11 protein-coding genes are annotated in these 12,963 nt (G+C 51.8%); 10 read left to right on the forward strand and 1 reads right to left on the reverse strand.

All coding sequences use genetic code 11. The features are described 5' to 3' along the window. Positions 1-24: 24 nt before the first annotated feature. A complete protein-coding gene (locus ACEVG1_RS01770) occupies positions 25-2,334 on the reverse strand; it encodes a BamA/TamA family outer membrane protein (protein ID WP_374741829.1) in 2,310 nt (769 codons plus the stop codon). 44 nt (positions 2,335-2,378) lie between these two features. Between ACEVG1_RS01770 and ACEVG1_RS01775 the strand changes: the two genes are divergently transcribed. The 10 genes from ACEVG1_RS01775 to ACEVG1_RS01820 all read left to right on the forward strand — a co-directional run bounded on the left by ACEVG1_RS01775 (position 2,379) and on the right by ACEVG1_RS01820 (position 12,956). Further along, positions 2,379-3,131: a TrmH family RNA methyltransferase gene (locus ACEVG1_RS01775; protein WP_374741830.1), complete on the forward strand. Its 753-nt coding sequence runs from the start codon at positions 2,379-2,381 to the stop codon at positions 3,129-3,131. Positions 3,132-3,189: 58 nt separating this feature from the next. Continuing rightward, a complete protein-coding gene (locus ACEVG1_RS01780) occupies positions 3,190-3,978 on the forward strand; it encodes an SDR family NAD(P)-dependent oxidoreductase (protein WP_374741831.1) in 789 nt (262 codons plus the stop codon). Further along, positions 3,975-4,949 (forward strand): NAD-dependent epimerase/dehydratase family protein, encoded by a 975-nt coding sequence (locus tag ACEVG1_RS01785; RefSeq protein WP_374741832.1) that lies wholly within the window; start codon positions 3,975-3,977, stop codon positions 4,947-4,949. Before ACEVG1_RS01780 ends, ACEVG1_RS01785 begins: the two co-directional genes overlap by 4 nt. A gap of 30 nt (positions 4,950-4,979) precedes the next feature. Further along, complete coding sequence (locus tag ACEVG1_RS01790; RefSeq protein ID WP_374741833.1) at positions 4,980-5,525, forward strand: hypothetical protein; 546 nt, start codon at positions 4,980-4,982, stop codon at positions 5,523-5,525. A 358-nt stretch (positions 5,526-5,883) separates the two neighbouring features. After that, the gene (locus tag ACEVG1_RS01795) at positions 5,884-7,959 is read left to right on the forward strand and encodes a TonB-dependent receptor plug domain-containing protein (protein WP_374741834.1); all 2,076 of its coding nucleotides are present in this window, start codon (positions 5,884-5,886) and stop codon (positions 7,957-7,959) included. A 36-nt stretch (positions 7,960-7,995) separates the two neighbouring features. Beyond that, on the forward strand, positions 7,996-9,084 hold the full coding sequence (locus ACEVG1_RS01800; protein WP_374741835.1) for an HmuY family protein: 1,089 nt from the start codon (positions 7,996-7,998) through the stop codon (positions 9,082-9,084). A gap of 1 nt (position 9,085) precedes the next feature. Further along, a complete protein-coding gene (locus ACEVG1_RS01805) occupies positions 9,086-9,955 on the forward strand; it encodes a hemin ABC transporter substrate-binding protein (RefSeq protein ID WP_374741836.1) in 870 nt (289 codons plus the stop codon). A gap of 18 nt (positions 9,956-9,973) precedes the next feature. Then, complete coding sequence (locus ACEVG1_RS01810) at positions 9,974-11,020, forward strand: FecCD family ABC transporter permease (RefSeq protein ID WP_374741837.1); 1,047 nt, start codon at positions 9,974-9,976, stop codon at positions 11,018-11,020. 105 nt (positions 11,021-11,125) lie between these two features. Further along, on the forward strand, positions 11,126-11,917 hold the full coding sequence (locus tag ACEVG1_RS01815) for a heme ABC transporter ATP-binding protein (RefSeq protein ID WP_374741838.1): 792 nt from the start codon (positions 11,126-11,128) through the stop codon (positions 11,915-11,917). A gap of 13 nt (positions 11,918-11,930) precedes the next feature. Further along, positions 11,931-12,956 (forward strand): hemin-degrading factor, encoded by a 1,026-nt coding sequence (locus ACEVG1_RS01820; RefSeq protein WP_374741839.1) that lies wholly within the window; start codon positions 11,931-11,933, stop codon positions 12,954-12,956. Positions 12,957-12,963: the final 7 nt, after the last annotated feature.

Consider the following 12,963-nt stretch of genomic DNA (forward strand, 5'->3'; position numbering starts at 1 on the left):
ACTAAAAAAGACTTACGACTAAAATCAAAACGGCATCCCGATCCCGAAATTATACTGCATGAAATTGTACCGGTCGGGAGCATTGGTAAGGCGATATTGTTCTTTAAACACCCGGCTATTGAAAAATTCCGAGATTACCCATTGCCGTGCCCCACTAAACTGCGGGTCGCGCACCTTTATCCCCGCGTCCAGCCGGATAACAAAATAATCCAGGTCAAACCGTAGGCCCGCGCCGGCACCAATGGCAAGCTGCCTGAGAAAGCGGTCGAACTTAAATTCGCCCCCCGGGTTCAATTCATTTTCATTGATCCGCCAAATATTACCGAAATCGGCAAAGGTTGCAGCTTTCAGTTTGGCACCAAAAATATCGTTTACCACCTTAAATCGATATTCCACGTTTCCTTCGAGCTTAATCTCGCCCAATTGGTCAAGGTTGCGGAAATTGAGGCGAAGGCTCGGATCAAGCACCTCTCGGTTATAGTTGCCCGGTCCCAGGGTACGCGCCTGCCATGCTCTTATACCATTCATACCTCCGCCAAAGAAACTTTTCTCGAAAATCAGCAGGCTCGAGTTGTTGCCATAAGGGATGGCGACCCCCGGATTGAGCCGCACAACAAGTTGCCTATCGCCACCCAGGTAGCGATAATACCGAATATCCGTTTCCACCTTTGCATACTGCAGGTAGGGCACCCCCATGATTTCCTTCTCACCGTCTACATTTTGTTTGAAATCGATTACCTTCCCCGCCAGTCCCAGCAGATTACCACTCAAGTCCAAGGCGCCGCGGAAGTAGAGAAAACTTTCGAGCCTCGAAAGCCGGATGGCATTTACGGTATAAGCATACTGCGAGCCCAACCCAAAATAAGCCCTGTTGTTGCTACGCACATAAAGCAAAAAACCCTGGTCAATCAGCCGCTGGGCAAATTCACCGGCTAGCCGGCCATAGCGATATTCGAGCACCACGGGGGTCAAATTATGTTGTTTGTACCGGGTGTCAAACCAATTATACGATAGCGTGCCGCTGAAATACCGATTTGAATAGGTCTGGAATTGATCGAATGCCTGTACGTTTAATGAAAACACCGTCCGTGGCAATCCGCTCCTACCAACAGGGGGCACAGCGAATGGTGTAATCAACCGGGGCACGGTAATGTTTACGCCCACTTGGAAATCGTTGTTGAATACCCTGTCGAGCAGACCACCGGGTAACCGTGAGTCAAACAACACACCGTAGCGCAACTTCACTTCCAGTTGCTCCAACCCGCCGAAAAGGTTACGGTGGGTAAAGGTATTTCCCATGTTGAAACCGCTCATACCGGCATTGAACGTATACTCGCCTTCTATCTGGTTGCCCATGTAGGGTCTTGGTACCAGCTCGTAGTGTACGTTCAGCCGATTAGAATCTATCTTTTCATAATTGATTTTCACATTGCGGAAGCCATTCAGTTCATAGAGGCGATCGTAGGTAAGGTTTTCCGAATTGGCATTGTAGGTATCTCCCTGCCGATGGAACAGATACCGCGCAATAGGGGCGGGTCTGAAGCGGCCGGTATAGTCCTTAAAAGCGATCTGCCCCTCCAATCGGGCCTCGCCGGGTACTGTTTGGTTAAGGTGCTGCCGATCATGCCGCACGACCACAAAACTGCTGTCGATGTAAAATTTGGCGTGGTTAGCCCGTCCTTCAGGATTATCTACGATAAGCCGTACATCGGCTTGGTTGCGTTGAAGGGCGGAATCGACATCCACGCGCATATACTGCCGCAGGTAGTCGTAATACCCCCGTTGGCGCATCAACTGGTAAACCCGTTCGCGCTCGACCACCAGCGAATCCGCATCGTAGCGCACGCCGGGCTTGATAGGGCTCGATGCACTAAGCTGCTCGGTATACAGGCGCGCCAGTGCCGTATCGGCGATATCGACCCCCACGCCCCTAAGGGTAAACGGTTCGCCGGGAGCCACATGGAAATACAGGTGCGCGCGTTTACCCCGCCGTACGATCTTCTGGTTTACCGCAGCATTGAAATAACCCTTCGATGCCAGGTAGCGGCTGATCTGCTGGGTAGAGAAATCGACAAGGGCACTATCAAGGATATGCGGCGGCTCCCCCACGTTGCGGATATTCGTTGTCCGGTACTGCCCTTTTCGGGCATTTGCTAGGTTATATATAAACAGATTTATGTGCGAATTGGGACGTATTGCGGGTGGAATATATGCCTGGGCCTCTTCAGCAAACCGGGAGTCGATGCCATCAATTTCTACTTTGGTTACCAGTGCTTGGTCGGCCTCGAGCAAACGTGTGGAACGGCACGATGCAAATAATACCAGCAAAAGCATTATACTTGCATACGTAAAAAGACAATCCCGTTTAACCATTGACAATGCTTTCAAAACCGCAAATCCGTGCCGTTACGTCGCTTCAGCAAAAAAAATTCCGCCGGGAGCACGGGTTGTTCATTGTAGAAGGCGCAAAATCCGTCACGGAATTCCTCCGTTCCGACTATCGCGTCCAAACGATTTACCATACCGCCCAAGCGGCTGCAAAATTGCCTAAAATCCCGCAAAATATAAAATCGGTCGAAATCGATGAACAGGCGTTGCAACGCATCAGCGCCCTTAAGACCCCACAGGGCGTACTGGCATTGGTGGCCATACCCGATCATCTACCTCTAACCGGCGATATGCTGCGGAAAAATTTCCATTTGGTACTGGACGATATCCAGGATCCCGGCAACCTCGGCACCATCATCCGTACGGCCGATTGGTTCGGCCTCACGCGCGTAATCTGTTCGATGGGTTCCGTGGATGCCTACAATCCCAAAACCGTGCAAGCCACCATGGGGTCATTGGCACGCATGGAAGTACACTATACAGATATTGCCAAGCTCGTGGCCCATTCGCCGGTACCGGTTTTCGGCGCTGTACTTGACGGCAACCCCATCTACGACACGGATTTCGGTGTGCGGGGATTGGTGGTACTCGGTAATGAGGGTAATGGCATCGGCCCGGCGGTATTGCCACACATTACCCACCGCGTCACCATTCCGCGCGTTGGTCACGCCGAGTCGCTCAATGTGGCCATTTCAGCTGCGCTCTTCTGTGCCGAACTGGCGAGGGAGAAAGGCGGTGCGTAAATAAGCCTCCTATCAAAAAATATCGTATTTTCGAAGCAACTTTATCTAAGTACCGGCGATGGGCAAAACATATGCATTGGTAACGGGCGCGAGCCAAGGGTTGGGCAAAGCTTTTGCGCTGGAATTGGCTAAGCGCCAAATCAACATCATCCTGGTTAGTTTGCCAGGTGAGGGGCTTGATTTCGTAGCGGCACAAGTGGCCGAATTAGGCCAAGAGGCCTATTGCTATGAGACTGACCTCACGCAGAAAGCGAGCATTGTGGCGCTGGCCAATTGGGTCAACGAACGGTTCCCGCTATCGATCTTGGTCAACAACGCGGGCTGCGGCGGCACCCGGCGGTTTCAGGACGTCGACGTCGACTACCTCGACCGCATTATCCAGCTCAACGTCAAAGCCACCGCCCTGCTCACCCACCAATTGCTGCCCAATCTCATGAAAAGCGATCAGGCTTATGTGCTTAATGTGGGCAGCGTAGCTGCATACAGCCCTATTGGGTTCAAAACCGTGTACCCGGCGTCTAAGGCCTTTGTACACAGCCTCAGCCGCGGCCTTTACCAAGAGTTTGCCGATAGCAATGTATTTTTCAGTGTGGTCAATCCCGGTCCCATGATGACAAACGCCGATTCATCAGCCCGCCTGCAGCAGCAGGGCTTTTTTGCCACCATGGGTTTGCTCACCCCCGAAGAGGTCGCCGCCATAGCCATTCGGCAGCTTTTCAAACGGGATACACTGATCATGCTCAACTGGGTAAATAAACTGACATGGATGGTCATGAAATTCCTTCCTATCTACATCCGGCTTCCGCTACTTACCAGGGCGATGAAAAAGGAGGTTAAAGGCGTATGAAGGTATTGGTTACCGGTGCAAATGGCCTGCTCGCCACCAATACCATACTCATCCTACTATCCCGCGGTTACGAAGTGCGAGGGCTTATCCGCGACACCCGCAAATTTCTCCTGCCCGTCCATGACCGCCTGGAGTTGGCCGTCGGCGACATCACCGATGCCGTATCGTTGGATCAGGCCGTGACCGGCTGCGATTATATCATTCATTGCGCCGCTACGACAGACCAACGCCTACTCCGTTACGATGACTATCACCGCATCAATGTACAGGGCACCGAGAACATCATTCAGGCCGCGATTAAGCACCGTGTCAAAAAAATCGTCTACGTGGGCACGGCCAATACCTTCGGGTACGGCACCTTGGAAGCACCGGGTAACGAAGCCCTCCCCCCAAGCGCGCCTTTTGCCGATGCGTGGTACGCCAAAAGCAAGCTCGAAGGGCAACGCCGCATACTCGCCGCTGCCGATAAAATCGTCACTACCATCGTGAGCCCCACCTTCATGATCGGGCCGTATGATGGGAAACCCAGCTCAGGCACCATCATCCGCATGGGTTATGGCAAGCGGGTGGTTTTCCACCCACCGGGTGGAAAAAACTTTGTCAACGCCCAAGATGCAGCCAATGGCGTGGTGGACGCTTTGGAGAAAGGCCAGCATAAGGAAGCTTACTTGTTGGCGGGCGAAAATCTCACCTATCGGGCATTTTTCCAAAAGCTAAGTGCGCAAACCGGACAGCAGACGCTACTGGTGCGCGTCCCTCCCCTATTACTGCGCATGGCCGGGTACCTCGGCGACCTGCTCCGCTGGCTTGGTGTCCATACCGCCCTGTCAAGCGTAAACATGAAAATTCTGTGTGTCAATAACTATTATACCAATAAGAAAGCAAAAGCGGAGTTGGGCACGGCGTTCACTCCTATCGAAAACGGTATTGATGCCGCGATTTCCTGGTTTAAGAGTCACCGATTATTGTAAATTTGGTATACCCTTTGCATAATAACGGGTATGAAACAGAAACAACATACAAATCGAGCGCTTTTTTTCGCCGTTATGGTGATGGCATTTACACCGGGTGTCTATGCCCAACAGCGCGCTACTGAAATCAATCCAAAAAACTCCTGGATAAAGGCCGGCATCAATGTAGGCCTGCCAATTGCCGATCAGGCCGACCAAAGCAGCTTTGCACTTGGGGCCGATATCAAGGGGCAGCTCATGTCTACGCCCAATTGGGGGCTCGGCCTCGCATCTGGCTATACGCACTACTTCCCAAAAGAGGGGCACGAAAACTTCGGGTCGGTGCCGGTTGGCATCTTTGCCCGTTATTACCCGGCCAGCCAAGGGTTTTTCGTCGGCACCGACGTGGGCTACAGTTTCCAGACGGGGAGCGACCTCAATGGCAACGGCGGCATGTATGTACGGCCGCAGATCGGTTACCACAATCGGTTGTGGAACATTTTCGGGTTCTACAACGGCATTTTCCGGAAAGATGAAAACGGTGGTAATCTGCAGCAGGTAGGTATCGGGACCACTTTTAATATCATGTTCGATTAACACCCGTTTATTATACGACAACAGGCCCTGTCATGGCGATGGCAGGGCCTTTTTCTTTGCCCCCCACGAAAAAACCTTATCGCTTTCATCTGTTTATTTTTTGTTTTCCATTTGTCAGATGGAGCCTTTGATGATCAAAATAACCGAAGCGAAAGCGAAGCTCATTGACACCTATTAATTTTGAATACTTGTCAATAATCATTGCCCTGTGTGCTTAATGATTATTTTAATCAAGTCGGGTTCGTTGCACTTTCAATAGCTTTTTTACAAAGCATGCACGCACAAAGCCTGAAAATTATTTGTAATTAGTCTTAATAACTCATAAGTTTGCCCCTTTATTTATATAGAGTCTAAATAAATGGATAGACGGGTTCTTTTTTCGCTGTGTGTATTAGCCATCCCCGGCGTCTCTCTCGCGCAAGTAACCAGCACCGCCTGGGATTCCCTGCGAACAAAGGCGTTGGAAGAAGTGGTCGTAACTGGCCAGTATGAGCCGCAGTCTATCAAAAACTCGGTTTATCGGGTGCGCACCATCAGCAATGAGCAAATCCGTTTGCGGGCGTCGACTTCTGTAGAGAACATCCTGAACACCCAGTTGGGTATGCGGTTTTCGAACGACTTAACGCTGGGCGAATCCGACATCCAGCTCATGGGGATGTCGGGACAAAATGTAAAAGTGCTGGTAGATGGGATACCACTGATAGACCGTGGTGCGACCAAACAAAGCCTCAGTCAGATCGATGTAAACAACATCGATCGTATTGAAGTGGTTGAGGGCCCGATGTCCGTTACTTATGGTACCGATGCATTGGCGGGCGTAATCAATATTATCACCCAAAAAGGACCGGCCGACGACAACTTGCTGATTACAGCCCGTATCCAGGAAGAAAGTGCCGGCAGTGAATACCGTGCCTTTTATGACGAAGGTACCCACAATGGCAACTTGGCCGTCAACTGGCAACATCACGGCTGGCTGGTAAAAGCGTCGGGAAGCCGCAACAATTTCGGGGGTTGGCAGGGCCTCAGTAGTGGCCGTACATTAGATTGGAATCCAAAAGACCAATGGCTCGCATCGGGCACACTCGGCTACCGTAACGGCTCGATAGATACGTGGTACCGGTTGGATTTCCTGGATGAGGATATATATACGCCGGGTTCCATGAATCCAAACACGGGTGTGGCGGTAGACAAAAATTACCTTTCCGGCCGATATACCCATACACTGCAAGCCCAGTGGGGCGTCAGCGAGCGGCTCAGTTTCTCGGGGTCCGCTTCCTATCAGGATTACGAACGGCGCACGCGGACCGTCCGCCACGATTTCCGCACGGGTACATCCGAGCTCACCACGGGCTCCGGCGAGCAGGATACGGCGGGATTTACGTCGGCTATGTTCCGCGGCACGCTGCAATACCGGTTATCCGACATGGTTTCTTTGCAACCGGGTATCGAAATCAGCAGCAACAGTGGTACGGGCCAACGTATCGTTGGCCATCCATCTATCAATGACTACGCTTTTTTCCTGTCGTCCGAAATCAAACCCACGGCTTGGATGAATATAAGGCCAGGCCTGCGTTTCATCAAAAATTCGGTATACGATGCGCCGCCGGTCATCCCCTCGCTCAATACGAAATTCAAGTTAAGCCCCTCGGTTGATGTCCGCGCCGCTTACGCTCGGGGATTCCGTTCGCCGGCATTACGCGAACTCTATTTTACGTTCTATGATGCCAACCATTCCATTTCGGGCAATGAAAACCTGAAAGCCGAGTATTCCAACAGCTTCAATACGTACCTTACCTGGTATGGCGTAGACCTCGGTGTCTGGCAACTCAGCAGCACCATTGGTGGCTTTTACAACGCGTTTAACAACCTGATTACCATCGGTCCCCACCCGGATAATCCGGCGGCAAACACCTACATCAATATCGATAAATTCCGTACTGCGGGGAGCACCTGGGAAAACACGCTATATTGGAAAAATGTCGAAGCACTGATTGGCTTTTCGTACATCGGCCGGTACAACCGCCTCTCCGCAACCGAAACGAACATTCCCGACATGGTATGGTCGCCCGAAGCAAACGCCAACATCATGTATTACATCCCGAAATGGGGTGCCGGGGTGAGTCTCTTTTACAAGTTCAACGGTAAACGGCCGGATTACGAAGCGGTAACGCAGACTGACGGTACCATCGCACCACGCCGAACCGAGATTAACGCGTATCACAATGCCGATATCAGCATCAATAAAAACATCACGCGGTATGTCACGATCGTAGGCGGCGTGCGCAACCTGTTCGATGTAACCCGTATCGAAAGCACTTCGCTCGTAGGCGATGGCAGTGCACACAGCGCGGCAGTCAGTTCGTTGCCCGTAAGCTATGGGCGTTCGTTCTTTCTCGGGCTGAACCTCCAATGGTCAAAAAACAAAACACGATAAAAACACAGCGTTTAATTCACAGAAATCCGAACAAAAATGAAAACAAAACACCACACATTAGCATACCTTAGCCTAGCTTTGGGTGTTGCCCTTGTAAGCATGTCGTGCACGCGCGACAATGATCCCGATCCGGTTATCCCGCCTTCGGAGGGAACGGAAATGACACTCAATGGAGGCGAAGGCGGTTCAAGTGCTGAAAACTCCGTATATGTCGACTTAAGCGCTGAGCAACAATCTGCCGTAAAACGAGATAGTTGGAACCTAGGCTTTTACTCAGGCAGCCAGTTCCGCGTTATCCTGAATAGTACTAACGGTTCGTCAGCCATCGCGGTTGATAAAACAGATATTAACGCGGTTTCTGCCAGTGACATTAACATCGATGATTTGGCGATACCTTTGGGACAGCCCGGTGCATTCGATAATATCGATGATGTGACAGGGGACCTCTCCAAAACAGTGATTGCAGAAATCGCTGCGTCCGAGGCCGAAAACAAAGTTTATGTCATTAACCCCAAGGGCGGAAGCCATAGTGATGCGCTTTTGGAAGAAAACCTTTACAAGGTGCGAATATTAAGGTCAGGGAATGACTACACACTACAATATGCCAAACTAAGCGCCTCTACTTTTGAAACGTTGACCATACAAAAGGACACAGATTATAACTTCAAATACGTTTCCTTTGCGACCGGTCCGGCAACGGTGGAGCCGTCTAAAGCGGATTGGGACATCCAATGGACATGGAGTCTTTATTTCGGCGGAGCAGGTGAGACGGCCTACCCTTACGGCTTTTCAGATTTGGTTTTCGTCAACCACCTCGCTGGGGTGACGACCGCAGAGGTAATCGTTGAAGAAGACGGAAGCAGTACGGGAAAACCCACGTACGCCGATTTTTCGACGTCTGATATCAATAGCATTACGTTTAGTAACTCAAGAAACATAATCGGTTCCACATGGAGAGGAACGAGCCCTCCTAACGCAGTTGGCGCATTTACTGATCGTTATTACGTCATCAAGGATGCCGCAGGCAATGTATATAAATTACGTTTTAACGCGATGGGTGCTGGCGATGACGGCGGTCAACGGGGTTACCCCGAACTGGAGTACCAGCTTGTAAAACAAGGATAACATGATTAAAAACACATGCTTCTTTGGTCTTATTGGTTTGGTCATCTGCGCGCTCAGCTCGTGCAACGTTTCTACCACAGCTGAGTCGGGCGTTACCGATTCGACCAACATCGTATCGACCAACGGTACCCTGTCGGAAATATTGGTTGCGCTGGGGTTTGAAGACAACATCGTGGGCGTGGATGTGGCGAGCACCTACCCCGCCAGCCTGCAGCAGAAGCCTAAGATCGGGCACAATCGCGAAATTTCGGCCGAGGGCGTTTTGGCGTTGAATGCCGACCTGGCACTGGGCATCACCGGCATGGTGAAACCCGAAGTGGGTGAGCAGATTCGGGGGGCCGGTACCCGGCTCCTGCTTTTCGACCACGAGTATTCGGTAGATGGCGCCAAACAGCTTATCCGTGCCGTGGCCGATAGCCTGGGGCAGTCTGCCAAAGGCGACTCGTTGCTCACGGCCCTAAACAACGACCTGGCATTGGCCGATTCCATCGTTGCCCAATCGGAAGGAAAGCCCAAGGTACTGTTCATCTATGCGCGTGGAACAGGTACCATGATGGTAGCCGGCCAACGCACCCAGCTGGACGAGATGATCAAACTGGCCGGTGGCGAAAACGCCGTGTCGGGGTTTGAAGATTTCAAACCGCTCACCGCCGAGTCGCTGGTTGCCGCCAACCCGGATGTGATCCTCCTGTTCGATAGCGGTTTATCGAGCCTCGGTGGCATCGATGGCTTGCTGGAAGTTCAGGGAATCAGCCAGACCAATGCGGGTAAAAACCGCAATGTGGTCGAAATGGATGGGCAATTCCTCACCGGATTTGGTCCGCGTCTGGGCGATGCCATTCTGGAACTCGCCGAAAAAATCCATAAATAAGGCAGGTCGCAACGCGAAATGAAAAGCTACAGTCTCCTGCTTACCGCCCTCCTCTTGCTGCTGATCGCTGCTTGCATCCTATCCATTTGCGTGGGCGCGGTAAAAATCAGCGCATCGGAGTTCTGGTCGATTATTGCCTACCGCACCGGCATAAGCGACCAGATCGGTTTTGCCCCGCAGCAGGAAGCTGTTTTCCTCAACATCCGTTTACCCCGGGTACTACTCGGGGCGCTTGTTGGGGGTACGCTGGCCATTGCCGGTGCCGCGCTGCAGGGGCTGTTCCGCAACCCGCTGGCCGAACCGGGGCTCATCGGTATTTCATCGGGTGCATCGCTCTTTGCTGTTCTTGTGATTGTACTTGAACAACGGTATTTCAGCTTTCTAACGGCCACATTCGGCTATTACGCGTTAGCGATAGCGGCTTTTGTGGGTGCGTGCATCACCACTTTCTTGGTTTACCGCCTCGCCGTGGGAAACGGCAAGGCAGACATCACCACCCTGCTGCTGGCCGGTATCGCCATCAATGCACTGGCCGGCTCGTTTACCGGCCTACTCACCTATATGGCTACTGATGACCAGCTGCGCAACATTACGTTCTGGACGCTGGGCAGTCTCGGTGGCGCCAGCTGGCACACATTAGGCGGCATCTTGCCTTTCGTGGTGGTCTCGCTGGTCGTATTGCCTTTTTTTGCCAAGCCGCTGAATGCGTTGTCCCTGGGCGAGTCGCAGGCCGGACACATGGGCATCAACGTGGGGTTGATTAAAAGGCTCATCATCATTACGGCCACGTTGGGCGTAGGCGCATCCGTAGCGGTATCGGGCATGATCGGCTTTATTGGCCTGGTCATCCCACACATCCTCCGGATGGCCTTTTCTGCCGACCACCGTCTTGTTATACCAGGGTCTGCCCTACTGGGTGCAACCGTACTGGTACTTGCTGATGTGGTGGCGCGTACCATTTTTGCGCCGGCGGAGTTACCTATTGGCATATTGACAGCCATCATCGGTGCTCCGGCATTTATTTACATCATTTTGGTAGAGCGACGGAAAAGAGGAATACGTTAATAAGCAAAATGAGCGATTACGGGTTCTCGTCAGAAATCATTAATTTTATACCATAGTCCATAGATGGCGCCCAATGCTAATGCTTAGCGTCTAATATCATTGCAAATGATAACAGTTAACCATATTCACTATTCGGCAGGTCAGGCCAAGCTACTTGATGACGTAAGTTTCGACGTCCAGCCCGGTGAGCTGCTGGCCATCATCGGTGCAAACGGCGCCGGCAAAAGTACGTTACTCAAATTGCTTTGCAAGGAAATCCAGGTCTCCGCTGGCGAAATTCATATCCGCCAACAACCCATCGCCAGTTATAAGCTCAACCAACTCGCTAAGTTCCGCGCGGTATTGGCGCAGAGCAATACCTTATCCATATCCTTCAAGGTGCACGAGTTGATCATGATGGGGCGGTACCCGCATTTTGACAACAACCCGACCGATACCGATATCGATATTGTCCGAACGGTGATGGAAGAGACGGGCACCACAGCATTTGCCCACCGCGATTACAATACACTCTCCGGGGGCGAGCAGCAGCGGGTGCAACTGGCTCGGGTTATTGCCCAAATCTATGATCAACCACAGGGCCTGCTCTTTTTAGATGAACCGACCAACGGTCTGGATCTCCTCTATCAACAGCAAATCCTCGTACTGGCGCGAAACCTGGCCGATCGCGGTTATTGTGTGGTGAGCATCCTGCACGACATCAATTTCGCATCACGTTATGCCGATAAGGTGCTGATGCTCAAAAAAGGAAAACGCATCGCGTTTGGCAAGCCACACGAAGTGGTTACGTGCGACAATATCCACCGGGTTTTCAACATCCACGTACGGTTGATCAACGACGATGAGTTCAAGTGCCCACTCGTCATCCCGTCAATGATATTAGCTGAACAAACATAAAACTAAAAACAATATGGAACATACCACCTTATCACTTAAAGAACAATACGAAGCGTTCAAAGCCGAAAATCCCAAAACCCGTATCCGCGACGCGGCCAAACAGTTAGGGGTTTCGGAGGCCGAGCTCGTGGCCACGGGCAACCAGAACATCGCCCTTAAGTCCGAATTCCGGGAGATCCTCAAAGAAATCGGTTCGTTGGGTTATGTCATGGCGCTTACACGCAACGACCACGCCGTGCATGAACGCAAAGGCGTGTACACCAAAGCTACATTCCACGGCCATGTGGGCTTGGTGGCCAACCCCGACATCGATTTGCGCTTGTTTATGAACGCCTGGCATTTCGGTTTCGCCGTGCAGGAAGGCGACCGTCGCAGCCTCCAGTTCTTCGACAAGGACGGCGAAGCCGTACACAAGATTTACCTTACTGAACAAAGTGACACTGCGGCCTACGACGCCTTAATAGAAAAATACAAAGCTGAAGTACAAGGGCAAGCACTCCAAACCGCACCGATCGACAAGGCCATTAGCGAAACGCCCGATAGCGAGATCGATGTGGCCGGTTTTCAAGCGGCATGGCTGGCGCTGAAAGATACACACGCCTTCTTCGGCATGCTTCAGAAATTCGGCGTGGCCCGCCACCAGTCCATGCGTTTAGCACCCGAAGGGCACGCCACGCAGTTGTCTGTCGCATCGCTGAAACGCATCATAGAAGGTGCATCCGAGCGCGATTTGGATATTATGGTGTTTATCGGAAGCCGTGGCTGTATCCAGATCCATACGGGAAAAACGAAGAAATTACTACAGACAGGCCCTTGGTTCAACGTATTGGATCCGGAGTTCAACATGCACCTGCGCGAGGACGCCATCGCCGATGTGTGGCTGGTCAAAAAACCGACCGAAGACGGCATCGTAACCAGCCTTGAGGCATTTGACGCCGACGGCGACCTCATCGTCCAATTTTTCGGCAAACGCAAACCCCACATTCCCGAACGCGAAGATTGGCGGCAGGTTGTAGCAGATTACAGTGTCACCATTTAGTCGATAT

This window comes from Parapedobacter sp. 2B3, from assembly GCF_041925275.1.
Classification (GTDB): domain Bacteria; phylum Bacteroidota; class Bacteroidia; order Sphingobacteriales; family Sphingobacteriaceae; genus Parapedobacter; species Parapedobacter pyrenivorans_A.